The organism is Paenibacillus sp. J31R120, assembly GCF_056269225.1.
In genome coordinates, this window is the sequence record NZ_JBWDNN010000002.1 from 1,105,174 (window position 1) to 1,131,278 (window position 26,105).

A 26,105-nucleotide genomic window follows, 5' to 3' on the forward strand; every position below is an offset into this window, starting at 1 on the left:
TTCTCTATAAATAGATTACACTGTACGATCAGGAGCAGCAATGGATGGAAGTAACGACTTTTTGCACAGAAGGGACAGTTCAGTGGTGTAAAAAGCGTATTTTTATTAAGGTAACAGCTAGAAGTATGCGTATGATATAATTGCAAAATCTAAAAGTGAATGACGCTGATGGTGTTCAGGTGGATGCACATAGAAAGTTGGGGTCAAGGGAATGAAATTAATAATTCTACTCGCTGTAATCGCTTTTGTCGCATGGGTCATTTTTTTGATCCTGAAATATTATCCTCCGCTTGGCGGCAAAAGTTCGGCAGAAAGTCAAAAACGAATTCAAGCCTCCCCGCAATTTAGCGACGGGAAGTTCCGCAATCAAACATCAACGCCAATGAATTATAGCCTAAGAGATAGCACCGATGCTTTAGTCAGAATGATTAAGGGAACTCCAAACAGCAGGCCGAAAGGGAGCATACCGGTCGAGCCGTTTGATTCGAAGGCTTTCATGGAGAATAAGGAAGATCAAGTGATCTGGTTCGGACATTCCACGCTGCTGCTGAAAGTTGATGGGGTGAAGCTATTGATAGACCCCGTGTTCAGTGGCTATGCTTCCCCTGTCCGCTTCTTCGGTCCCAAGCGTTACAGCGACAAGCTGCCGGCAGAGATAGAGGACCTGCCTGAACTGGACGCCGTAGTGATATCGCATGATCATTATGATCATCTGGACTATGCGTCGATTCGCAAGCTGAGGGGGAAAGTGAAGAAATTTATTGTTCCGTTAGGAGTTGCGGGGCATCTGACGAAGTGGGGAGTCGATCCTGATCGAATTGTAGAGCTGGATTGGTGGGAGGAGCTGCAGCTTCATGGACTGACGTTAACCAGCACACCGGCAAGACATTTCTCAGGCCGGGGCGGCGGCGCTGGGTCTACCCTGTGGAGCTCCTGGGTTATTGTTAGTGATCAAACGAGAATATACTACAGCGGGGACAGCGGATACGGACCGCATTTCAAGGAGATTGGAGATAAATACGGACCGTTTGACCTTACTCTCATCGAGACGGGGCAATATGATGAGAAGTGGGGGAATATTCATATGTCTCCTGAAGAGTCATTGCAAGCTCATCAGGATGTGCAAGGCAAATTAATGATTCCTATACATTGGGGAGCTTTTACATTAGCTCTGCATAGCTGGACAGACCCTATAGAGCGGGCAACACGGGCAGCCCAGCTTCAGAACACGGTTTTGGTGGCACCTAAAATAGGCGAAACCGTAACCATAGGAGCATCGGAATACCCATCTGATAGCTGGTGGGAATAAAGTCATAACGTACAGAAGAGGCAGCACAGAATTCAATTAATGAGTTCTATGCTGCCTTTTTGTATGCTCGAACGCCGTCATGCCAACGACACTTGATTAGACGTGCATGCTAGTCCTAATAAGCTCTTTTGCGTTCTGCTTGCCCGCTGATAGCAGCTGGTCACTCAGCTTGGAGTCGCTCACCGACCTCGCCAGTACAATGGTGCCGACCATGAGGCTCATGATGGCATTACCCGTAGAAGGATCGATTTTCGCCAGATTGGAGATAAAACCAATCATTCGTTGCAGCTCTTGGGTAAAGACTTGTCCCACTTCTTCTGAAGACTGGGAAATTTCAGCGGAGAGGGCAGGGAGAATACAGCCGAGCTCCTTCTGATCGCGATGATACGAGCTTAGGTAAAAATCAATAACGGCTTCAATCCTCGCATCTTCACCCGCTTGATCTGCTGCCTTTTGCAGCAATGCTATCGTATCACCAATGGCATACTGGCAAGTTTCCAAGACCAGCTGCTCTTTATTGTCAAAGTGTGAATAGAATCCTCCATGCGTAAGGCCCGCGCCCTTCATGATGACCGGGACGCTAATCTCGCGAATGCCGTTCGTGCGAAAAGCTTTGGCGGCACTTTCAATAATTCGGCCGCGCACCTTTAACTTATGTCCTTCAGGATAAGGCACCTTCAACACTCCTTTATACAACTCTAGCCTTAAAATATTATAGTCATCATAAATAATAGTGTCAATTTGTTAAGCAGCCTGCAAGGTACAAGAGAGGGGGATTGACGCTTTTAAAATATGATGATTATAATATATTACGATCATCATATTTTAAATCAGGAGGTACAAACATGTTCCACTTAGAGGCAGTAGATACTTTAGTGATAGGTTCAGGACCGGGGGGATATGCGGCGGCGTTGCGATCCGCACAGCTTGGCATGAAGACAGCGGTTGTGGAGCGCGGCAAGGTCGGCGGCGTGTGTACCCATGTAGGCTGCATTCCTTCCAAAGCTTTGATTGCGGAAAGCCATCGCTTTCAGCTGCACAGCGAGCGGAGTAGCGATATTGGGACAGCTTCATTTGAGGGGGCACAGTCATTCAAACAAGCGGTTGTGAATAAGCAGGCTGGCGGGGTTCAGTTTCTGTTGAAAACAGCTGGAGTTGCATTCCTCCAAGGAGAAGCAAGCTTCATGGATGAGCATAAGGTTGCCATTAGGAGCGAGGGAACAGAGCAACAGATATCGTTCAAAAACGTCGTTTTGGCCACGGGCTCCCGTCCCATTGAGCTGGAGGCCCTTCCGTATGGCGGGCGCATCTTGTCATCCACGGAGGCTTTATCGCTTTCCACGCTCCCGGCAAGTCTGGTAGTGATCGGCGGCGGTTATATCGGCGTGGAATTAGGGCAGATGTATGCCAAATTCGGCACCAACGTAACGATTCTCGAAGGGGGCGGAGGAGTGCTTCCTGGGTTTGAGGCGGATTTGGTTGCGCCTGTAGTCCGGCAGTTGAATAACGACGGTGTAACCATCATTACGGATGCAAAGGCAGTAAAAGCCCAAGAGGATGCGGATGGGCTGACTCTCCATTACATGAAAGGGAGCGAACAGCATCTTGTTCGAGCCGAATATGTGCTAGTGACGGTGGGGAGAAGACCGAATACAGATGGGAAGTTAGGGCTTGAACGTATCGGCCTGCAGGCAGGAGCCAGAGGACTCATTGAGACGGATGAACAGTGCAGAACGAAGGTTCCGCATGTGTATGCGATCGGGGATATTCGAACGGGTCCGGCCCTTGCCCATAAAGCTTCCTATGAAGCGAAAGTTGTAGCGGAGGCTATAGCAGGAAAGCCTTCCATTATTGACTATAAAGCTATGCCGCTTGTTGTTTTCTCCGAACCAGAGCTTGCGAGTGTCGGCCTGACGGAGACAGAGAGCAAGGAAAAAGGTTATTCCGTGATAACGGGTAAATCTACATTCGGCATTAACGGAAGAGCGCTTGCGCTGAAAGAAATAGACGGATTTGTAAAAATTGTAGTGGATCAGACATCAGGAATGATATGGGGTGCGCAAATCGTTGGCGTAGAAGCGTCAACGCTTATATCGGAGCTGGCTTTGGCTATCGAGATGGGAGCGACAGTCGAGGATCTGGCGATGACCATTCATCCTCATCCCACTTTGGGTGAAGTGATCATGGAGGCCGCCGAAAATGCAGTTAGAAAAATGATAATGGGCAAGAAAAACTAAACAAAGAAGATCGAAACAGGATAGGGAGAGATATTAAACATGAAGCAGAGATGGGTATTGTATATGGGAATTGCGCTTGTGCTGATAGTAGGAGGATCACTTCTCGCGGCAAAAGGGACAGATGCAGTGAGTCAGGCCGAGAATCGAAAGCAAGGCGTGCTTGACGCCGAGTCGAAAACGATCCTATATGACAAGAAGCCAGGCACCATTTATCAGATAAATGCGGGGCTAGGCGATTTCGTCCAAAAGGGAGATCTGCTATTCAAAATCAAGTTGGAGGAAGGAAGCGAGGAGGAGGTATTTGCACCAGAAGACGGGCTGGTTAAGCGAATCGCTGTAAAGCTGGGAGAAGAGATTATGCCAGGAATGCCGGCAGCCGTTGTGCAAAAGAACGAATACTTTACGGACCTCTTCGTACAGGAAGGGCAAATTCATAAACTTAAGCTGAATCAGAGTGTAAAGGTCCGTTTTCCGTATTTGGACCAGCCAATTGAGGTGGATGGCATTGTCACTTCGATTGCAGCCGCCCCTCAGTTTGCGAGCATGCGCATGACGAGAGAGAAAGGCCAAGCGGATGTGAGCATGTTTGCAGTACGTCTATCCGTGCCTTCGAAAGCCGGACTGCTTCCGGGTATGACGGCGGAGGTGGACTTTAATGAAATCGCTGACTGAGGAGTGGAAGTACGTAGCGGGCAGCAAGTTTTTGATCGTTATTTTTGTCGCCCCGTTAATTGCGGCCTTATTCTTTGGATTGATGTTTTCGAAGAATCAAATTAATGAATCTCCCGTTGTTGTCGTAGATGAGGATCATAGCTCTTATTCTCGGCAGTTAATCACGAAAATAAATGCGTCCCCATACATGAAGGTCACTGAGGTGTTTCCTAGTCGGATGAATCCAGATACATTGCTGGCTAATGAGCAGGCTGTAGCTGTCATTATCCTTCCTGCTGAATTAGAGCTGAGAAGAGAACAAGGGAAATCCACGACTATCGGAGTTTTAATGGACAATACGATGCCCTCAGGGCTAACCGGTATCCGAACCGCTATTCAGGAGATTATGACGACCGAAAATATGACATTATCCATGACCGGGTTAGCTGGGCAAGGGATAGATGCAGAAACGGCTAAGGGGATAATCTCTCCCCTAACCCTCGTTCAGCGAATGCTGTATAACCCGACGACATCCTTTATCGGCTCGATGGTCATTGGATTTGTTAATATCGTCGTATTGATGATCACGACTGGCGCTGCCGGGGCCATAGCGCCTAGGCTTCGTAAGGAAGGAAGGCTGTTTGCGAAGGGCACATCGCCTGCCCAGCTGTGGATTCGCGTTGTTCCCTATGCTTTGCTCAGTACGGTATCCTTGCTCTTAAGCTATGGACTACTGAAGCAAGTAGGAGGCATGCGATTTGAGGCAGAGCCGTATCTCTTTATTATCCCTTTGCTGCTGTACTCCTTTGCCTTGTGTCTGCTGGCGATGCTGCTGGGATACTCAGCTAAGGAGGTGTCCAAAGTCGGCTCACGGATGAGTATTCTATTGTACCCGTCGTTCCTTATTACCGGTATTCAGCTGACTCCGCTTGCGCTACCGGCTTTCTTTCAAGTTACGGCATGGGCATTGCCGATGAACTGGCTGAACCGACTGATTCGCGGCATGGCGTTCAGGAATGGAGACTTAACGGCCTATAGCTTGGAGCTCGGAGCATTGCTTATTATTATTGGTGCCGCAACGTTGCTCATCGGGCTTATGGTCATGAAGGAAGCGAGAACATTCCATTCGGTGGCCGAGCAGCATGCCGATTCAGGAGCTTTGCCGGTTATTCGTTAAGGATAAGGAAATCCATATAATACGATTAAATCAATCACCTTCAAGTGAAGTCTCCCTATTGCAGGGATATAAACTTGGGGGTGTATTATTTATATCTAACCAAACATTCCCGTTCCTTCTCCGTTACGAGAGGCTATAATGCAATTAACAGCAAATCGGAATAAGGTTAGAAAGTGAAGTGATGACATGTTAGATCAAGCCAAAGAAAAATCGCTAAGCAAGCTGATAAGCAAAATGCTGCGGCATACGCCAGAGGCGTTCAGACTTGTATTAGCTCCCGAGGATGGATCGTGTACGCTAGACGCGCTGCTGGCATCGATACAAGCCCAGCCTAAGTGGAGATGGATTGCAAAGGAGCATATTGAGCTAGTCGTGCGCCAGTCGGAGAAGCAGCGCTTTGAAATCATAAATGCACGTATACGAGCCAGATACGGACATAGCCATGATCGGGTCAGTTATTTACCGGCAGAGCCTCCAGCCATCCTATATCACGGCACCAATAAGAAAGCACTAACGTTAATTATGAACGATGGCTTGAAACCGATGAGCAGGCAATACGTCCATTTGTCCGAAGGGACAGACTTTGCAGCCTTGGCAGGGAGCAGGCGGGGAGAGCTTGTTATTCTTGAGGTGGATTCATGCAGCGCCAAGCAATCGGGAGTAACGTTCTACTATGCCGGGAATGAAGTGTGGTTAGCGGATCATGTTCCGGCAGCCAGCATTAAACTAACGAATCCGGAAAATAAGGAGAAATAGATAAATGAATCAATCCAACCCATATCCCATCATAGATATCGGCGTAAACCTGATGCACCGATCGTTTCATCAGGATCGCGAACAAGTTGTACAGAGAGCGATAGATGCGCAAGTTTCGCCGCTCATTATTACAGGTACGAGCGTAAGAAGCAGTATAGAGGCATCGCGCTATGCGGCACAATACCCTGGAAAGCTGTATGCCACAGCAGGCGTACATCCCCATGATGCCAAGAGCTGCACAAGCGAGACGATTGCGAAGCTAAGAGAACTAGCGTCGTCGCCTCAGGTTGTAGCAATTGGAGAATGCGGCCTGGACTACAACCGGGATTTCTCGCCGAGGGATGTCCAGCGCAAGTGGTTCGAAGAACAGATTGGGCTGGCGCAGGAGCTGGATATGCCGCTGTTCCTGCATGACCGGGAAGCGTTCCCCGACTTTGTAGCCATTCTGAAAGAACATGCCGTCTCCAGAGCGGTTGTTCATTGTTTTACAGGTACGGCTTACGAGCTCAGAACCTATCTCGATATGGGCTTTCATATCGGAATTACCGGCTGGATCTGCGACGAGAGAAGAGGCAAGCATCTGAAGGAGCTTGTCCGTACGATTCCGCTGGATCGTCTCATGATTGAGACGGATGCGCCGTTCCTGACACCGCGCGACTTGAAAGAGAAGGTAGCGGATGGACGGAACGAACCTTCGATTCTACCTCATGTCCTCCATACTGTCGCCCGTTGCATCGGGAAATCAGCAGAAGAAGTTGCGAAAGCAACGACAGAGACGGCCAAGGCGTTTTTCCGTATCTAATATCTGATTTTTGCCCTTCTGTAACGACTAAACATAAAATGGCGGTGCCAGGAATGAACCCCTGAGCACCGCCATTACTCTTTTTAAGCTAGTGTGAATTGTTGTCGATCAAGCCAAGCTGGATTAAGAGCCGTTTCAGGATGACAACAGCTTGCGCCCTGGTCGTTTGCTCCTTCGGAGCGAAGGAGGTGCTCGTTACGCCATTCATTAGGCCTTCGTGTACAGCAAATGCCGCCGCACGGCGCGCCCAGTTGCTGATTGCACCGCCATCGGAGAATGCCTCCAAGGCAGATAAAGATGTGGAATCATTTTGTTTCTCTACGAAGTTAGCTGCACGCAAGGCAAGAACAGCCATCTCTTCGCGGCTTATCGTTTGTGACGGACGGAATGTGCCATCCTCGTAGCCCTCGATTAGCCCAGCCTCAGCTGCCGCTGCAGCATAGCCGGCAAACCAATTAGACGTATCAACATCGCTGAACGATGAACTGGCCAGTTCCTTCAGTCCAAGCGCACGAATGAGCAAGGCCACAAACTCAGCGCGGGTAATGGATGCATCCGGCGCGAAATGGCTCTCGGACATCCCTTTCACAAGCAGCTTCGATGCAAGCCATTCGACATCGGCTCTAGCCCAATGATTCTCTAAATCATTAAAAGATTTGGAATAGGAGATGACCGCATATACGCCGTTGCCAGCATGCTTGATCGTTACGGCCGTCACTCCGTCTGCCGTAGTGAAGCGGGCAGGAATAAAGGACAGTTCCCCAGTTGTTGGATCAATCGCAACCGCAGTTACTTTGCTTACCAAGTTGCTTGGCAGCGTAAAGGAGCGTTCAACATAACGGTTGCCGAAATCATTGAAGGATACCGATGTATCTCCAGCTTTCAATGAGATGCGGAAATCGTAAGCATCGCCGATTAATAAGCCGCCTTGAGCTTCAATGGCGTCTGACACGCCTTTGGCGTCAGCTCCAGATTTCCTTTCTACTGTGATGATCGCTTGAGCATTGCTCGCCTGGTTGCCTAGCAGAGCCGATAACGTAGCAGTGTCAATCAAATTCGCCGGTAGCCAGTAGGAAGCCCCGCCTGACTTGATGGTCAGAATAGCGCCTTCGACTGAATCGGCAGCTTGCAGCAGCGATTGCACAGGAACATTAACGATGGAGATAGGCCCATCTGTCGTAAAATCGACAATCAGTTCTTTCTTATTCCCTCCATCCTTTTGAAGCGCCGTAATGGCTTTGTTGATCATAGCTTGATTCAGAGTAACTCCTGCAGCAGGATTACCGTTTTCGTCCGTTGTTTGGACTTCGTCAGCCGTAATCACTACGCCAGTATTCGTCATTGTTGGTTCCGGCTCTGTTACCGTGCCGCCGTCACTCCCGCCGCCGGGAGGTGTAACAGAAGGGGTATACGTCATTTGTATCGATAGCTCATTCGTCTTTAATTCATCCACATAAACAGAAATGGTTACGGTATTGGCGCCCTGCTTCAGATTAACGATGCCTGTGAAGTCCCCGCCGGAAGCAACCGTCGCCTTTTTATCATTTAAGAAGACCTCAACCTTCGAGCCTGGGCCTAATACCTTAACATTTCCTTTCAGCGTGGCATTTGCGGTCGACACAGTCTTACCGTCATAGTCCATGTAGCCCGTAAGCGCAGCTGCTCTGATATTGTCACCTATATTATAGGTGTTAGCGACAAGCTGCCGCTTTGTACGAACACCGTTCTCGTCGAGTGCCGATATGACCATGCCCCCAGACGGAATAGCACTGTTGTTGTCCTCAGGCACGCCCCAATTCCAGTCGATGGCTTGCTTTTTGTTGACTACCTTCGTAACCTTACCGGAGTCATCCACGACAACCTCAACGCCAAACTTGTTGGTGCCGGTTGAGGTCCCGAATTCTTCATCCATTACGTTCAGGTCGCCAAGATTACGGCTTGTATTGTAGAAGCTGCCCTCGATAAAGGATGAAGGAGCACCCGGAACACTCATTCCCAGCTGGTAGTCCTTTACGTATTCCTTGTCCTGAATGGAGGCTTTAATGATCGGCCAATTGGCAAGAGATGCATCGAACAACATTAAGCCATTCGAGCTGCCAAGCGCAGCTTGGAAGATTTGCCGCTGAAGAGCAGGGTCCTGCAGATTAGACAAGGCCATCCCCGAATAAAGCGGGACCTCGCCATTAGTTACAATCGAATCCAGTGTAATATAACGTTGAATTTCTTGCGTCGTGCTATAGTAGGTTCCCACCATTAGAAAGTCCAGTTGGCTAATATAACCGGTATTGTAATACTCCTCAGTATAAATCGTATCGTTCGGGAATTTGAGACGGTCGTCATAGCGGAAGTCTTTGCTTCCCCAGTGGACGCCATTCAAATAATAGGATTCGAACCATGCGCCAACATAGGCGGAGGTTTCAATCTTCCTCTCTTTCTCTGCAGAGTAGCGGTCAACAAGCGCTCTCGTCTCCTCTACAAAGCTTGTAATCGTAGCAGACCGGAACTCCCACCAGTCTTGAATAAGCGGACCATTAACCCGACTGCCATTCACATATTGGAAAATATCATTCGGCCAGTTGACTAATGATTTCTCGCGCTGTTCCAAAAACGCCTCGAATTTGGCCTTCGTAACATCGCTGAAATCGGCTGTTTCGTTATCGTAGCGTGCCCGGTCAAGGACAATGCCGTCTACGTCATAGTTCTTCAGCACTTCCTCGAAGGTCTTCAATTGGAACTGGCGCGTATCATCGTTCGCTGGATTAACGAAGAGTACAGCGGCACCTCCAGAAGCGCCCGACAAGCCTTTTTTGCCATATTCGCTTTCTCTTAATGCTAATATTTGCCCGTTGTCTTCCGGACGGAATACATGCTCCTCCCACTCCGGATGCTCATCAATGATAGCGAAGTCGTTCACGGCAATAGAACCTTCTGCGAATACATTAAAGGCAGCATGAACCTTCAGTCCAAGCGCATGGCCGTGTTCCAGAAACAATTCAAGCAAGTCCAGATCGGGATTGGAGCCTTTTCGGTCGCCGGCAACCATCTCACTGACATACGGACGGCCCGTCAAGTCATTTTTCTTGTAGGAAACGTAGCCTTCCACCCCTTTAACGTCAAACATAACGTCTGTGACCCCGGCGTCTTTCGCTTTGTTCAGAAATTGAAGGACGCTCTCACTTGATTGGAGCTTCTTGGCGTTCGATGCTTGATCCACCCAAAGCATGATTTGTTTGTCATCATTCAGGGAAGGCCTGCTATACACAATGATAGATTTTGTGTCCAGGGCGGAGCCATCCTTGGACAACACGACATCGAGATAGTTCGGTCCTTCGGCAAGCGGAATTTGCAGGCTGAAAGTGCCGTCTTCTTGCAGCACAGCCGATTGTTCACCGATCGCAACGGATGCGCCGGTCTGATTGGTCACTTTGCCGGATACGGTCGCGGTTGCCTCTGGAGTTGTATACATGTTCATTCCATCAAGCTCCATACGCGGAAGAGCGCCAGTGCCTTTCATCAATTCCGTTACCGCTACGACATTCCCGTTCTTCCGCAGCTTAACCGTATCGCCAACCTTAAACTTGGTCGCCAGATACTTTTTGATATCATAGGTCGTATAACTATTGTCTTGTGCCATGACGACATATCCGCCTGGCGGAATGTCGAGGTCGCCGCCCTGCGTCCATGATGGAGCGGAGTTGCCGCTTGCCGCGTTGAACATCGCTGTCACTTTGCCAGTAGCATCAACTTGAATCGCGACATTGGTATTTCTGACGGAGACCTTTGTTCCGTATTCGGTCGTAAATAATGCAATGATATTAGGAATGGATGAGACATCGGTGTCGATATAATCAATGGGTTTCTTTGGCCCCTCCACAATGACGGTTACATCCGCAGGAGGCGCTTCAATCTCGATCAGATCACCGCCGTTTTCCTCCTTCTGTATGAAATCCTCCGCTGTCACGATGGCACCGCCTTTTTCGAGACTAATGGTGTCTTCTGCATGAAAGGTATTATATAATCCCTTGCGAAAGTCTTTGTCCAGCCAATTGTTGTCGTTGGCAAGAATTACGTAGCCGCCGGGCGGAATCGTGACTTGCTGTGCAGCATCCCAAGCTATTGGTTTATTCGTCACGGGATCAATGCCTCCTTGCGGGCCGATCCACTTAAGAATGGAGCCATTCGCATCGACTTGGATGGCAACATTGGTGCTTTTGACGAAAACCTCGTTGCTATTGCCAGTGACATTGGTAACACTCGTCCCGCTTGTGAACAAGGCTAAGTAATCCTGCCGCTGCGGGCTATCCACATTCGTATTGATGTAACTGAGCTCCAGCTTTGTGCTGCCGTCCGCAGTGACGGCATACACCGAATCGTCGACAGAAGCGGCTTCATCTTCAGCTTGCGCCATGGCCGCCCCGTTCGAAAAAACCGAAGCAATCAAGCAGACGATAAGAAAAGTAATTGCATTTCTACCATACTTTCTCATAAATCCACCTTCCCTTTGCAGTTGTTTGGATACGCTTTCATTATAGGTGCGGGCGCTTTCCGGATTATAGGGGCGATGATGACAACTTATAGAACATCGATGACATTTGTAATGGAGGCACCCAAAAGGACGTGTTCAAAAAGTCCGGTTTTCAACAACGAGATACAATCTCTAAAAGATGAGAATGTGAAAGCGATGTCAAAATGACTAAGAAAACTGCTATACTCCATATACAACAGAATGGAAGGAGGCATCGCTGTGAGTATTCATCCGATGACGATCATCAAGCTAAGCGTTATCATGGCCATTAGTCTCTTGGCTGGTTGTGATTCTCATTCCCTATCTGCAGACGAAAGCGGGGAGGGATTATCCGAAAGCAACAGGCCAGCAATCAGAATGGTTGTCAATAATTCAGATCGTAAATTTCCAGAAGGAATGGATGAAAATCATAATCCCTACTTGAGTTACATTGAGAATGCCACTGGAGTTAACCTTTCTTTGATGGTTCCGCAGTTCAATGGTTATCAAGAAACATTAAATACGATCATGAATTCATCGGATCAGCCGGATCTCATCCAGACAGCAGATCCGATGTGGGTATACAAATATGTGACCGAACAAGCGCTGCTGCCGCTTGATGATCTTATTGAGGCCCATGCTCCAGAGCTGTTCCAGATCTTCCCCAAGGAAGCGTGGGAGGCTGTTACCTTTAACGGACAAATCTATGCGATCCCCAGCCTGAATGAAGTATCCGGCAATGAAGTGATCTATGCGCGCAAAGACTGGCTGGATGCGTTAGGCTTAGAGCCGCCGCGCACATTGGAGCAATATTACGATGTGATGTATGCGTTTACATATGGAGATCCTGATCAAAACGGTGTGAATGATACCTATGGGCTCACCATTATTCCATCGGGGTTATCGCGGACAGCTCCATTCTTCGGCGCTTTCGGAGTTCCGCGCGGGCTAAGTCAAATAAGCATGTGGAAGGAAAAGGACGGAAAGCTTGTATACAGCGGGATTTTACCGGAAGCGAAGAGCGCGCTTGCTTATTTGGCGAAGCTGTACGGTGACGGGATACTCGATCGGGAGTTTATTCTGAACAAATTGAGCAGCTTCAAGGACAAAATTATTGAGGGCAGAGTTGGATTGTTTTCGGCTGCCTGGTATGATACGCGGGGTCCTATTCTTGAAAATATGAAAAAGGATCCGAAGGCGGAGTGGATTCGATTGGAATACCCGGTCGGCTACGATGGACAATACGGGACCGCCCAGTATGACCTGATTCAAACCTATAGTGTCATTCCGAAGGGGAGCCTTCATGCGAAGGAAGTGATTGAAGTGCTCCATTTCATTGCAGGCGAAGGATATAGAGAATTAAAGCTGGGGTTCGAGGGTGAAGTATGGACGAAGCAGAATGGTATCATGGTGACCCATTTCGAGGAGCACGAAAAGCATATCTATCGAGGCACGTTGCATGCATTGGCTGATCCGAACGATGGGGCTGTTCGCAGGGATCGGCTGAACTCTCTCGGTGAGCAATATGATTTGAATGAAAATGTGGAGTTTATCGTCCAAAATGTGCTTCACAGCGATTATCGCGGACCCCAAACCGTCTCCATGAGAAAATACGGTTCACAGCTTCTGAAGCTGGAAGAGGAAACTTATTTGAAAATCATTATGGGCTTAAGCGTTGATCAGGAGTTCGAAAGGTTTGCGAAGCAGTGGAATACGAATGGCGGCTGGGAAATTACAAATGAAGTGAATGCTTGGTATAGACTTCAGACGAAAGGGGCGGATTAAGAGCTTGCAAAACGTATGGACTACCCTTTCGAATGCTTACCGCCAGCGAATCCAAATCCGGCTAACCCTTTATTTTTTGCTCATATTGATCCCTTTGGTGGGCATCAGCTTGTTTTCAAACATTAGTTCGATGGATATTTTAAAGAAGCAGACGGATGAGCGGACAGAGACGGGGTTGCAGTCAGTGCTCGACAATATCGATATCTCTCTTCAGGATCTGGAAAATTTATTAGTGCTGTTGTCGGTGGATTATAGTATAAAGCTGACCTTGCATGAAGCGAACGCTATTCTTTTAACATCAGACCTGTACGGCTTATATTCGATCATGGATCGCCTCACGAATGTGGTAGCCATTAATGGACATATCCGGGAGGTTTCGATCCTGCATTCCGAATCGGGCATGCTGATCTCTACGCAATATGGCGCGAGAATGCTCCAGCACGAGAACGAATCGTGGTATCAAGCCGTCACGGAGGCCAATGGCAAGACGGTGCTGTACAACCCCCTCCCGGGTGAAGAGAACATTTTCGGCCCCGAGACGATTTCATTTATGAGATTGATGGATTTGCAAAATAAAGAGGACGGTTCTAATGTTCTGGTGCTGACGGTTGATAGAGGGCTGCTTCAGGAGAGGATTCAAAGCGTGCAGCCATCGGCAGGCTCTTCCATCTACTTATATTCAGCTGATGGTGATCTCGTTGCGGGAACCGACCAGAATCATCTGAAGGATGAGTGGGCGGGGCCCGGCGGCGAAGAAAGGCGAGCAGGCCAAGAGCAAGAAATGCTTGTATGGCGGATGCAGTCCGAGAGCTCCGGATGGTCGATCGTGATGATCCAGCCCGAGCAGGAGGTGTATCAGAAATCGAGGCAGCTCTCGCAAATTACGATGCTTATTATTGGAATAAGCATCATGCTTGCCCTGTTTATTTCTTACGGGGTCTACAAGTGGATTTCATCGCCACTAAGAGAGCTAATCTTCGGAATGAAGCAAATGAGGATGGGGAAGCTGAACATCCGGCTAACTCGTAAACGAACCGATGAATTCGGCGCGCTGACGGATGCGTTCAATCAGATGATCGCCGAGCAGCAGCTGCTTATTCGTGATGTCTATGAGCATCAGCTGCAATCAAGCAAAACCGAATTGAAATTTCTGCATTCGCAAATTAATCCTCATTTTCTATACAATACGCTGGACTCCATCTACTGGACCGCCAAAAACTATGATGTGAATGAAATTAGCGAGATGGTGCTGAATCTATCGAAGTTTTTCCGTTTAAGCTTAAGCAAGGGACGGGAGGTATTTACAGTAGCGGAGACGGTTACGCATCTTGAATACTATTTGCGGGTGCAGCAGTTCCGCTTTATGGACCAGTTCACGGTCACTTTTGATATAGCTGAGGACACGAAAGAGCTGAGAGTCTTAAAGCTGCTCCTTCAGCCCATTGTAGAAAATGCGATATTGCATGGCCTCGAGAAGCGAGGAGCGGGCGGGGAATTAGTCATTTCGAGCAGCTTGAAGGAGGGTAACCTCTGTCTGACGGTTAAGGATAATGGAATGGGCATCAGCGAGGAGCGGCTCGACTTTATTCGAAGCGAAATTGAAAAGCTTAACCGCCAGGAAAATTTAGTGACGATTACGGAAAATTCAGTGAAGGATTTATTCGGCATCCGAAACGTAGTTGGACGAATGAAGCTTTATTATGGCATAGACGCGATACTGTTCATGGATAGCGTCTGGCAGGAAGGAACGACGATAACCTTACAAATCCCACTTGAAAGATTGATGGAGAAGCCGGCCTGAACGGAGCGAATATACGCTCTGTCCAGGTCTTTCTTTTTGTCTCATAGTCATCAAATTACCAAAACACCGCAACATCCTCCCCTATTCATTCATGCCTTTACTCCCTAAAATGAGGGATAACAACAGGCAAAGGAGGGATTCAATGACCCCATCCTACTTTAAAAGGCTTCGGCTTGATGTAGTGAAAGAATGGGATTTGTATCTAATGCTCATTCCAGGAATACTCTTTTTACTTCTGTTCAAGTACACGCCGATGTATGGGATTGTTATTGCGTTCAAGGACTTCAACATTTATGACGGATTGGCGGCAAGTCCATGGGTCGGCTTGGAGCATTTTGAGAAACTGTTCTTATCCGAGGATTTTGCGAGAGTGTTCCGAAACACATTGATTATTAGCATCTACAAGATCTTCTTTTTATTTCCTTTGCCGATTATATTGGCTGTTCTTATGAATGAGATTAAAAATATGGTTTTTAAACGCGGAATCCAAACGATTGTATACTTGCCTCATTTTTTATCATGGGTAATTGTAAGCGGTTTATTCCTGCAGCTCCTGTCCACTAATGGCGGATTGATTAATAAGATGATTGTCGGATTAGGCGGAGATTCCATAGCGTTCTTCATGAATACGGAGGTATTCCGATCGGTGCTTATCTCTTCCGCGGGCTGGAAGGAAGTAGGCTGGGGGATGATCATTTATCTGGCATCTATTGCCACCATCGATCCTCAGTTGTATGAAGCGGCCAAAATCGATGGAGCCAGCAGATTCAGACAGATCTGGCATATTACACTCCCCGGCTTGGTGCCGATCATTATCCTTATGTTTATCCTTCGCCTCGGTAACATATTGGAGGCAGGCACAGAGCAAATTCTCGTCATGTACAACTCTATTGTATACGAGGTTGCGGATGTCATTGGCACTTACGTCTATCGAATCGGTCTTGGCCAGCAGGATTACAGCTTTTCGACAGCGGTCGGACTATTTGATTCCGTAATCGGCTTTATTCTAATCATTACAGGAAATTATTTAAGCCGGAAGTTTCTTAAACGGGGCATTTGGTAGAAAGGGGGCTTCTTATGCGGCAAAAAACATCGATTCTAGACAAGGTATTTGTGGCTTCAAACTATACATTCTTTATCCTTATGGGCGTTATCACCATATTCCCGTTTCTTAATTTGATAGCCAAGTCCCTGAGCAGCGAGGCTGCGGTTATATCGGGGCAAGTCAATCTGCTTCCTGTCGATTTGCAGTTCGGAACGTACGTCTATGTTATGAGCGACAAATTGTTTCAAAGCGCTTTCATTAATTCGATTATCGTAACGGTAGTCGGCACGCTGCTCAGTCTCATTATGACATCGCTGTCTGCTTATCCGTTGTCAAAGCCGAAGCTGCGCGGACGCAAAATTTTTATTCTCATGTTCGTGTTCACGATGCTGTTCAGCGGAGGGTTAATCCCGACGTACTTGTTAATAAGAGAATTAGGTCTCGTGAATACGCTGCCGGTGCTATTCCTGCCGGGCATGATCAGTGTTTTCAATATGCTGGTTATTAAAAGCTACTTTGAGAACATACCGGAAGCATTAGAAGAATCGGCCAAGATTGACGGAGCCAGCAATATTCGAACGCTTTTCCAGGTCGTGCTGCCCCTATCGATGCCTGTCCTTGCGACGATTTCCTTGTTCTATGCGGTAGCCTTCTGGAATGACTTTTTTACCGCAATGATTTACATCAATAGTCCCGATCTTAAACCGTTGCAGCTTTATCTAAAGGAACTGCTGGCTTCCGCTAACAATATCTTTTTGAAGCTGGATACGATCGACGTCAATATGGCGATGAATGTTTCGCCGCAGGCGATTCAATCGGCGTCCATCATCGTCGCGACCATACCCATATTGCTAGTTTATCCTTTCTTGCAAAAGTATTTTGTAAAGGGGGTCATGCTTGGCTCTGTAAAAGGATAAAAGGATCTAATTGGCAACGGTATTGCACGAAGGCTGGTTCAATTCAAAGGGAGGTTACGACCATATGAAAAAAACGATTACTCTGCTGATGTTGATCGCAGTTATGATTGTATCTGCATGCTCTAGCTCAGGCGATGGAGGAAAGAACACGAATAAGGAAACGGCATCGCCGACTAGCGCTGGAAACACAACGAATACGCCAGAAGCCATAGAGGATGTCCTGAGCGGCACAAAGCCGCAGCTCAGACAGCTTCAGCCGTTCGACCGATTCGATCCTAATGCCTACTTTACTGCAGGGTTCCTAGAAGAGAAAACGGGCTATAAGACGACCTACGATATGCTGCCAGAAGAGCTCCCCAATGAAAAATTAAATCTGCTGATGTCCAATCGTGAAAAGTACGACATTATGCGGCTGACCAAAGAACAATTTTTCACTTTGGCAGAAGCGGGCGCTTTGGAGCCTTTGAACGATTTGATTGATAAATATGGTTCAAATCTGAAAGCAGGCATTGAAGATACGACATGGTCGGCTGCTACGATAGATGGAAAAATTTACGCCATTCCGCAAGGCGGAACCGGTATCTATGCCAGCTCCAGCCTTGTCATTCGCAAGGATTGGCTCGAAGAGCTTCAATTGGAAGTGCCTACGAATCGTGACGAGCTGTACAATGTGCTGAAGGCTATCAAAGATAAGAAGGGGGTTATTCCCTTTACTGGAACGGGGCAAGTGAGCGTCATTCCGGAGATTGCCTCCACATTTGGCATTGCCAACACCCTTACGAACAATGCCTGGCTGGAAGTGGACGGAGGGGTGATTCATCAGGCCGAGCATCCAAGGATGAAAGAATATTTGTCCTTTATGAATAAATTATACAAAGAAGGACTCCTTGACTCGGAGTGGCCTATTAATACAAGCTCTGTCGCAATCGAGAGATTCACAAGCGGCCAGTCTGCCATGATGAGCTTAGCTTGGTGGAGCGCGCCATCGGTCGTTAACGCTTTGAAGAAGAACTTCCCAGATGCGGACTTCGTCACGCTGCCATTCTTGAAGGATGAGCAAGGCTTATCGACGATTGGCGTCAACACGGGCATTACGTACTTTATGGCCATTCCGAAATGGTCCGAAAATAAAGAGCATGCAATGAATTATATGAATATTAAATTGGAAAAGGATCTATTCAAAGAGATTGTTATCGGCCAAGAAGGCGTTCATCACAAATTCGAAGACGGCAAATACTTCCCTATTCTTCCGGCTTTCGATGATCTGAATAATGCAAGCTACTATCTGACTGGCGTTGATGAAAGCGTCTATTCGACTTATTGGCAGGCAAGGGTAAGAAAGGATCCAATCTTGTTCAACTATTTTGAAGAGTTGCAGCAGCTGGCAGACGGACTGTTTGTCATTGATCGTTTGTCCAATGCGCCGCCGATTGCGAGCATCTCCGAGCATTCGCAGAAGCTGACCAAGTTCTCGAACGATACGTATTTGCAATTCATCGCCGGCACAGCGTCACTGGATACATTTGATAGTTACTTGGCGAAGTGGAAAGCAGACGGCGGCGAAGCTATGAATAAGGATGCCAATGCATGGTTTAGTACGCAAAAGTAATTCATTTTGAACAACCTCTTTTAGCAATCGAAGAAGGATCTTTGCCATCGCTTTAGGGATGGTTGGCAAAGATTCTTCTGGTATGATGAAGGAAATGCGGACATCCATGTCGCATGCCATTTCGCTTGGGAGGGCTGCTTATGTATTTAATGATCGTCGAGGATGAACCAAGGCTACGCAACAATTTGGCGCTAGAGATTCCCTGGGAGGATCATGGGATTGAGGTCATCGGGCTGGCGGAGAGCGGCGAGGAAGCGCTTAAGCTGTTCGACCGCAAGAAGCCAGATATCATGCTGCTGGACGTGCAGATGCCTGGTATGAGCGGGCTTGAGCTTGCCAAGCTTGTGCGTCTCAAAAATCCTTATATCAAAATGATCGTCTTAAGCGGCCATGACAACTTTGAATTTGCCCAGATTGCCATGGAGACCGGGATCAGTAAATATTTATTGAAGCCTGCTGGAGACAGTGAGATTTTGAATGCTGTTCTGGAGAGCGCCGCCGAATTGCGTGAACAGCTCGATACGCTGCATAATCAGACTCTATTAACTCAAAAGTGGACGCAGCATCTTCCGCATCTTCGCGAGCTGTTTCTGATGAACTGGCTGCAAGGCAAATATTCGCTTTGGGAGATTGAAAAGCATAGCTCGGATATGATGATGGACTTGGACACGCCAAGACTTTATTGCGTAGCTATTGTAGATATGGACCCCTTGCAAGCGGCTGAAACCAGATTCCGAGCAGACGACACCTCGCTGCTGCAAGTTTCGTTAAAGTATATTGCAAGCCAAGATCTGGAGCCGGAATGGATGTTTCTGGATTCGAACGGTTCGACGGTCATTGTCTTTCATACCTGTTCCGTTGAAGACCCGGAACCCTTTATTCTTTATGTGAATGCGACGGTAGGCAAGCTGCTTAACATTGTCAAGGAAAGTCTAAAACTAACCGCTAGCGCGGGAATTAGTGAATATACCGATCAAGTGATCGACATGAACAAGCTTTATGAGCAAGCGCGTCAAGCTCTGCAGCGGCGCATTGTTTATGGGAAGCATATCGCGATTTCGTATCAAGCAAGGTTCGAGCAGGATATGCTGGACCTTGGCCAGCCGAATAGCGAGCGTGAGCTTGAGATTGGAATTGAAACAGGGAATTTGGCCAAGGCACTGGAAGCTTTTGATAAACAGTGGAATTCGTCGATGCTTACAGCGGATACAATGGATAAGGTCAACGAGATTATCCTTTACTTCGGCAGCTTGATCGTACGGCTGATTCAGCAGCGCGGCTGCTCGGTGAAGGAGGTAGCGGGAAGCGATTTTCCTTATTTGCTTCATTTGCAGTCCTTTGCCACCAAGGAACAGGTCTATGAATGCTTGCAGCGGATTATCCATAGTTTCATAGCCTATCAGCATGCGAGAAGAGGAAGCGCAGGGCATCGCATGGTAGAGGCGGCACTTCAAATTATCGATGACGGCATTCAAGAGGATTTGACGCTATACAATGTGGCGGAGCGGCTATTTATCAATTCCTCGTATTTGAGCCGGCTGTTCAAGCAAGAGACGGGCAAATCCTTTTCAGCCTACGTATTGGAGCATAAGATGGAGCGCGCCAAATCGATCCTGCTAAAGGGAGCGAAGGTGTACGATACGGCAAGCGCAGTAGGTTATCGGGATTTAAGCTATTTTACAAAGGTATTTCGTAAGTATTGGGGAGTTACACCTGGCGAGTTTTCAAAACTAGAAGCGAATTAAGGGAGGAATATAGGAGATGTCTAAAATAATAGTTGCGATTATCGGTTGCGGTACCATTGCCAATCATGCTCATATTCCGTCTTATATGAAAAATGAGGCTGCGGAAATTAAATATTTTTGCGATATTGACGGGGAGCGAGCCGAAAAAGCGGTGAAGGAATACGGTTGTGGAACGGCCATTACGGATTATCGCGAACTATTAAATGATCCTGAAGTCGATGCGGTATCGATCTGTACGCCGAATAATGTCCATGCATCCATTGCCATAGAGTGTATGAAAGCAGGCAAGCATGTGCTGTGCGAGAAGCCTGCGGCAAGAACCTATGCGGAAGCGCTGGAGATGCAAAAGGTTCAGCATGATACAGGAGTGACCTTAAATATCGGCGTCGTCAACCGGTTCAATACAAGCGTAAATAGGATTAAAGATATGATCCAAAACGGTGAGCTGGGCGAGCTGTATCATGTCTATGTCAGCTTCCGCGCGCAGCGCAGCATTCCAGGTCTGGGCGGGGACTTCACAACGAAAGCGGTGTCGGGCGGCGGCGTTCTTATCGACTGGGGAGTACACTATCTGGATATTGTGATGTATTGCGCCGGCGATCCGGAGCCGCACACCGTGTCCGGTCAAGCATTCTCCAAGCTGGGCAAGGATATGAAAAATTACTCGTATCTAAGCATGTGGGCTGGTCCGCCGAAACTTGAAGGCACGTATGATGTTGACGATTTTGTTACCGGGCTGATCCGTACCTCCGGCCCAACGATTTCCCTGAACGGCGCTTGGGCACAAAATATTGGGGTTGGCGAGACGTATATCGATTTTCTAGGCGATAAAGCGGGTATTCGCTTGCAGTATGGCGCCGACTTTAAACTTTACAGCGCTCAGAATGGCGCTTTGCTGGAGACCATCCCTCAATTTAAGGAAGGCAATCATTTTCAGAATGAAATCGACAGCTTCATCCAGTGTATTCAAACGGGCGAAAAGCTGCCGTCTCATATTGATACAGTCATTCTTTCTTCTAAAATTATTCAAGCGATTTATGATTCATCTGACAACAGCCGGGAAATCTCTTTCTAGCGAGAGGAGAGCGCGATATGAAAAAGATAGGCTTCATCGATTATTACTTGGATGAATTCCATGCGAACAAGTATCCGAAATGGATTGAAGAGGCGTCGGGCGAGACCATGAAGGTTGCTTATGCTTATGGGAAAATAGACAGCCCAAACGGCATCAGCAATGCGGAGTGGTGCCGCAACCATGGAGTAGAGTTGCTGGACACGATAGAAGATGTGGTGAAGCGCAGCGATTATTTGATCGTATTGTCGCCAGATAACCCAGAATTTCATGAGGAGCTGTCCGATCTTCCGCTGCGGTCTGGCAAGCCGACTTACATTGATAAGACCTTCGCTCCAGACCGGGCAGCGGCAGAGAGAATGTTCCAGCTTGCCGAGCAATATGGAACGCCGATGTACTCTACGTCTGCGCTTCGTTATGCGGCTGAATATACGGCAGATTCACAATTAGAGACGGAGACGATTAGCAGCTGGGGACCAGGCCTCTTTCATTCTTACGCCATTCACCAAATTGAACCAATTGTGTCATTAATGGGAATTGGAGCGAGTAGATTAATGTATACGGGTACAGCTGAGTCGCCCGCATTGCTGATTGATTTTGGCAACGGAAGACAAGCCTCATTGAATCAATTGGGCTGGGAGTGCCCGTTTATGATGGCCGTAAAATATAAAGAAGGCCCCACTGTCGTGAAGAAGGTCGAGTCCCCATTTTTTGAGCTGTTTATCGAAAGCATGGTGTCCTTTTTTAGAACATCTATCCCTGCAGTAGCGTCGTCTGAGACGCTGTCCGTCATTACGATTATTGAATATGGAATCAAGGCTATGGAGAAGCCTCATCAATGGGTGCAATTGCCTTCAATTGATGGGAGTAGACATTAGCGGAAGAGGTGTGGCTTTTTACTATGGTACAACACTTGAATGCAGACATCATCATTATCGGAGGCAGTACCGGCGGAGTTGCAGCAGCATTAGCAGCAGCCAAAGCGGGCAAGCGCGTTATTATGACAGAGGAAAGCGATTGGATTGGCGGGCAACTGACCAGCCAGGCCGTTCCCCCGGACGAGAATAAATGGATTGAGCAATTTGGCTGTACGGCAAGCTATCGGCAATTTCGGAATAGAGTGCGGAATTATTACATGAACAACTTTCCTGTAACGCCGGAAGCTCGTATGCGACTGGTCTTTAATCCCGGAAATGCATCCGTCAGCAAAATATCGCATGAGCCAAGAACAGCTCTTGCAGTGTTGCGCGATATGCTTGCTCCTTATGTGCACAGCGGCCGCCTGACGGTTTTAGAATATTTCAAGGTGCAGCAGGTAGAGACGGATGGCGATCGGATCCTTTCGGCGAAATTGCGGCATGTGCTGACGGGTGAAAAAGTGGTGTTGACCGGAGCTTATTTCCTGGATGCAACCGATGAAGGAGATGTATTGCCTCTAGCGAACGTAGAGTACGTAACAGGGGCAGAGTCGGTGGAGGATACGGGTGAGCCTCATGCGCTGCCGGGCAAGGCTGATCCTATGGATATGCAAGCCCTGACATGGTGCTTCGCCATGGACCATATCGAGGGCGAGGACTTTACGATAAAGAAGCCGGACCAGTATGACTTCTGGCGAAGCTATCGCGCGGACTTCTGGCCTGATAAGCAGCTGAGTTGGGCGGGAGTGGTGCCGTCTACTCTTGAGCCGACAACGTACAGCTTATTCCCGGATGGAAAGCACTTCTCCTTATGGCAATATAGACGCTTGATCGATCGTCAGCAGTTCTCGCCGGGTACTTTTGAAAGCGACCTGACGGTTGTCAACTGGCCGCAAAATGATTACTGGCTGGGGCCGATCATTGATGTAAGCGCCGAGGAGAGAGCGAAGCATCTGAACAATGCGAGGGAGCTGAGCTTGTCACTGCTTTACTGGATGCAGACAGAGGCTCCGCGTCATGATGGAGGCAACGGTTATCCTGGACTTCGTCTTCGCGGCGATGCAACCGGTACGATAGATGGTTTGGCGAAGATGCCGTATATTCGTGAATCGCGCCGGATCAAAGCGGAATGTACGGTGCTTGAGCAGCATTTGAGCCCGGATTGCCGGGAGGATGGGAAGGCGGAGCGTTATCCGGACAGCGTAGGGATTGGGTCTTACCGGATTGACCTGCATCCAAGCACATCGCTTCGCACTTATATAGATGTACCTTCTTTGCCGTTCTATATCCCGTTAGGCGCATTGATTCCTGTACGTATGGACAATTTGCTGGCAGCCTGCAAAAATATCGGAACGACCCATATTACCAATGGATGCTACCGGCTGCATCCTGTGGAGTGGAATATAGGGGAAGCGGCAGGTTACTTAGCTGCTTACTGCGTAGAGAATGGCCTCAAGCCGCGTGATGTTCGCAACAATGCTGCGCAGCTTGCGCAATTCCAAAAGCTGCTAGTAGCGGAGGGCATTGAGCTGGATTGGCCATCTATTCATTCGGTATAGATGCAATAAGAATCTTATAGCGAGACTCCGATTGTTGAGAAGGAGCTGTCCCGAATGTCTGAAGTGACATAGGGGCAGCTCTCTTTTTGAGTCGAAAATCTCGTAATTGTTGTAGTTATTGTTATTGTGCGTACGAACTGTGGAGCATTGCTCGCTCATGACCCGCGCCCCCGCCTCGACCGTCTCGTATAAGTCGATCAGATCGACTTAAATACTCGTAGCAGCCTCGTCTGACCTGAATAAGTCGATAGAATCGACTTATATGCCCGAAGCAGCCTCGTCTGACCTGAATAAGTCGATTAGATCGACCAAATCGGCGAATCTGTATCGACCGTCTCGTATAAGTCGATAGAATCCTGAGCGTATTTTGTATTTTTTAGTCATTCGGACAACCCCTTCTCTTCATTTTGAAGGGGAGTATGGCCAGTAGTGAAAGGAGCACTTGCCCTTGCCAATCTCTTTGCATTGTCCGCCAAAATAAGCGATGATCTCTATAAGCAGGGGAGGAGAACGATGGATCGTATTCAGTTTTTATCACAATTTCATTTGATGCGCTCACTTTCGGAGAATGATTTGGTCGAGATGGATAAGCTGACCATCATTACAACCATCCCAAAGCGCACATTTATTCAAACACCCGATACCTTTGTTGAAACGTTGTATTTTATAAAGAGGGGAAAGGTGCGCCTCTATCGGCTCAGTGAGGAAGGGAAACAATTTACGCTGGACATATTGGGTGCAGGGAATGTATTTGGCGAGATGGATGAGATCTCGTTAGGCACGCAAGGGCTGTTTATCGAGACGGTCGTGGAGAGCGATATTTGTATGATGGACAAGGAACGATTCCAAAACTATCTGATTCAGCATCCGAAATTCATAATGAACATGATGAAAGCCATCAGTGAGCGCTTGTCCAATATGAGCAGTCTCGCGCAAAATCTGGCGCTTGGCAAGCTGCACGATAAAATCATTCATGTCCTAAACGAGCTGTTCGGGCGTTTTGGCGTTTGGAATAAGGGCTGCGAGTACGGCAAGATTGATATGCCTCTTTCGCATGCGGAGATTGCCCAGCTTGTGGGGGCATCCAGAGAAGCCGTTTCTGTCGCATTAAAGGAGCTTGCTGATTCCGGTATGCTGCAAGTTGGATTCCGGTCGATAGCCGTTCACCGCGATATTCTCACAGAATAGAATGGATTCGATTTGTAACCTGCATTACAGCTTTTCTCTTCGCACAGACCCTATGATGAAGGAAAGTCATAATGGAGGTTGCGAATAGGTGAAAGCAAACTTAATACCGGAGGCTATTGCCAACCGAAAAGGGCCGCGCAGAGTCAGTGAAATTATGCCTGAGGTGCGCGATTTATTGGACAGCGGACGAATCGAAACTGTTAATTTGACCGAATGGCTGGCTGTTGATCATATAAAGCTGCTAAGAGCCGTTTTGGTGGAGCTTGGTTTACAACAACATACAGATGACATGATATCCGCTCTTGAACGAATAGAGGGACAGCCTATTATGAAAGTTATCCCCGCAGTAGCGGGCGAATGGCTTGGTATGGTCCGTCAGCAGAAGGGATATGGGCAAAATGAGATATTCGAACGATTGGCTGCGCATCCGTCAGACAGTGTGCGTTGCTGGGCAGCATACATCATTGGACTAGAGGAACTGGGGCTGGAACAAAAGCTGGCGCTTATTCGCCGCTTTGCTGCCGACGGCCATTTTGGCGTGCGCGAAATAGCATGGATGGCGATCCGAGAAGATGTCTCGCAAGAACTGTTGCTGTCTATACAAGTATTGAGTGAATGGGTCGATGAAGAAGATGCCAATGTGCGACGTTTTGCTGTGGAAGCGACTAGACCGCGAGGTGTGTGGGCCAAGCATATTACGAAGCTGAAGGAGAATCCTGAATTGGGGCTGCCCTTGCTTGAACCGCTGAAATCTGACCCGTCCAAGTATGTTCAGGATTCCGTTGCCAATTGGTTGAATGATGCCGCGAAGTCCAGACCAGAATGGGTGGCTGGCCTATGCGAGACATGGCTGACGATATCTGATGGGACATCGACCAAGCGAATTGCAGCGCGGGCGCAAAGAAGCATAAAACGTGAAAACTAAGTCTATTTTCCCATCTTTCACCATGCAATAAGGTCATAAGACCGCTGACCCTGACGGGGATGGAAGCTATAATAAGCCTAACATAGCAACTGCTTGCTAAGGGAGG

19 protein-coding genes are annotated in these 26,105 nt (G+C 48.0%); 17 read left to right on the forward strand and 2 right to left on the reverse strand.

Annotated elements, in window-relative coordinates; translation table 11 throughout:
- Positions 1-211: 211 nt before the first annotated feature.
- Positions 212-1,309 carry an MBL fold metallo-hydrolase gene (locus AC0YNW_RS11375; protein ID WP_475832041.1) on the forward strand — a complete coding sequence of 366 codons (1,098 nt, stop codon included), beginning with the start codon at positions 212-214 and terminating at the stop codon, positions 1,307-1,309.
- A 96-nt stretch (positions 1,310-1,405) separates the two neighbouring features.
- On the opposite strand, the gene AC0YNW_RS11380 is transcribed toward AC0YNW_RS11375, so the two are convergent.
- Positions 1,406-1,984 carry a TetR/AcrR family transcriptional regulator gene (locus AC0YNW_RS11380; RefSeq protein ID WP_475832042.1) on the reverse strand — a complete coding sequence of 193 codons (579 nt, stop codon included), beginning with the start codon at positions 1,982-1,984 and terminating at the stop codon, positions 1,406-1,408.
- Positions 1,985-2,154: 170 nt separating this feature from the next.
- On the opposite strand from AC0YNW_RS11380, the gene lpdA reads away from it, so the two are divergent.
- The 5 genes from lpdA (at position 2,155) to AC0YNW_RS11405 (ending at position 6,932) form a co-directional block, all read left to right on the forward strand.
- Complete coding sequence (gene lpdA / locus AC0YNW_RS11385) at positions 2,155-3,546, forward strand: dihydrolipoyl dehydrogenase (protein WP_475832043.1); 1,392 nt, start codon at positions 2,155-2,157, stop codon at positions 3,544-3,546.
- 39 nt (positions 3,547-3,585) lie between these two features.
- A complete protein-coding gene (locus AC0YNW_RS11390) occupies positions 3,586-4,218 on the forward strand; it encodes an HlyD family efflux transporter periplasmic adaptor subunit (RefSeq protein ID WP_475832044.1) in 633 nt (210 codons plus the stop codon).
- Positions 4,202-5,374: an ABC transporter permease gene (locus AC0YNW_RS11395; protein ID WP_475832045.1), complete on the forward strand. Its 1,173-nt coding sequence runs from the start codon at positions 4,202-4,204 to the stop codon at positions 5,372-5,374. Before AC0YNW_RS11390 ends, AC0YNW_RS11395 begins: the two co-directional genes overlap by 17 nt.
- 186 nt (positions 5,375-5,560) lie before the next feature.
- A complete protein-coding gene (locus tag AC0YNW_RS11400; protein ID WP_475832046.1) occupies positions 5,561-6,130 on the forward strand; it encodes an RNA 2'-phosphotransferase in 570 nt (189 codons plus the stop codon).
- 4 nt (positions 6,131-6,134) lie between these two features.
- On the forward strand, positions 6,135-6,932 hold the full coding sequence (locus AC0YNW_RS11405) for a TatD family hydrolase (RefSeq protein WP_475832047.1): 798 nt from the start codon (positions 6,135-6,137) through the stop codon (positions 6,930-6,932).
- An 88-nt stretch (positions 6,933-7,020) separates the two neighbouring features.
- Here the strand turns inward: AC0YNW_RS11405 and AC0YNW_RS11410 are convergent, their stop codons facing one another.
- Complete coding sequence (locus tag AC0YNW_RS11410) at positions 7,021-11,418, reverse strand: S-layer homology domain-containing protein (RefSeq protein ID WP_475832048.1); 4,398 nt, start codon at positions 11,416-11,418, stop codon at positions 7,021-7,023.
- Between the two features lie 258 nt (positions 11,419-11,676).
- Between AC0YNW_RS11410 and AC0YNW_RS11415 the strand changes: the two genes are divergently transcribed.
- The 11 genes from AC0YNW_RS11415 to AC0YNW_RS11465 all read left to right on the forward strand — a co-directional run bounded on the left by AC0YNW_RS11415 (position 11,677) and on the right by AC0YNW_RS11465 (position 25,999).
- On the forward strand, positions 11,677-13,221 hold the full coding sequence (locus tag AC0YNW_RS11415; protein WP_475832049.1) for an extracellular solute-binding protein: 1,545 nt from the start codon (positions 11,677-11,679) through the stop codon (positions 13,219-13,221).
- Between the two features lie 4 nt (positions 13,222-13,225).
- Complete coding sequence (locus AC0YNW_RS11420; protein WP_475832050.1) at positions 13,226-15,022, forward strand: cache domain-containing sensor histidine kinase; 1,797 nt, start codon at positions 13,226-13,228, stop codon at positions 15,020-15,022.
- A 142-nt stretch (positions 15,023-15,164) separates the two neighbouring features.
- Entirely contained in the window at positions 15,165-16,085 is a 921-nt protein-coding gene (locus tag AC0YNW_RS11425; protein ID WP_387469377.1) for an ABC transporter permease, read from the forward strand.
- A gap of 14 nt (positions 16,086-16,099) precedes the next feature.
- Positions 16,100-16,984 (forward strand): carbohydrate ABC transporter permease, encoded by an 885-nt coding sequence (locus AC0YNW_RS11430; protein ID WP_387469375.1) that lies wholly within the window; start codon positions 16,100-16,102, stop codon positions 16,982-16,984.
- 64 nt (positions 16,985-17,048) lie between these two features.
- The gene (locus AC0YNW_RS11435; RefSeq protein WP_475832051.1) at positions 17,049-18,593 is read left to right on the forward strand and encodes an extracellular solute-binding protein; all 1,545 of its coding nucleotides are present in this window, start codon (positions 17,049-17,051) and stop codon (positions 18,591-18,593) included.
- A 140-nt stretch (positions 18,594-18,733) separates the two neighbouring features.
- A complete protein-coding gene (locus tag AC0YNW_RS11440) occupies positions 18,734-20,338 on the forward strand; it encodes a response regulator (protein ID WP_475832052.1) in 1,605 nt (534 codons plus the stop codon).
- Positions 20,339-20,354: 16 nt separating this feature from the next.
- On the forward strand, positions 20,355-21,413 hold the full coding sequence (locus tag AC0YNW_RS11445; protein ID WP_475832053.1) for a Gfo/Idh/MocA family protein: 1,059 nt from the start codon (positions 20,355-20,357) through the stop codon (positions 21,411-21,413).
- A 17-nt stretch (positions 21,414-21,430) separates the two neighbouring features.
- The gene (locus AC0YNW_RS11450) at positions 21,431-22,288 is read left to right on the forward strand and encodes a Gfo/Idh/MocA family oxidoreductase (protein WP_475832054.1); all 858 of its coding nucleotides are present in this window, start codon (positions 21,431-21,433) and stop codon (positions 22,286-22,288) included.
- Between the two features lie 23 nt (positions 22,289-22,311).
- Positions 22,312-23,886, forward strand: coding sequence for an FAD-dependent oxidoreductase (locus tag AC0YNW_RS11455; RefSeq protein WP_475832055.1), 1,575 nt, complete (start codon positions 22,312-22,314; stop codon positions 23,884-23,886).
- A 513-nt stretch (positions 23,887-24,399) separates the two neighbouring features.
- Positions 24,400-25,074, forward strand: coding sequence for a Crp/Fnr family transcriptional regulator (locus AC0YNW_RS11460; protein ID WP_475832212.1), 675 nt, complete (start codon positions 24,400-24,402; stop codon positions 25,072-25,074).
- Between the two features lie 115 nt (positions 25,075-25,189).
- Positions 25,190-25,999: a DNA alkylation repair protein gene (locus AC0YNW_RS11465; RefSeq protein WP_475832213.1), complete on the forward strand. Its 810-nt coding sequence runs from the start codon at positions 25,190-25,192 to the stop codon at positions 25,997-25,999.
- Positions 26,000-26,105 lie beyond the last annotated feature (106 nt).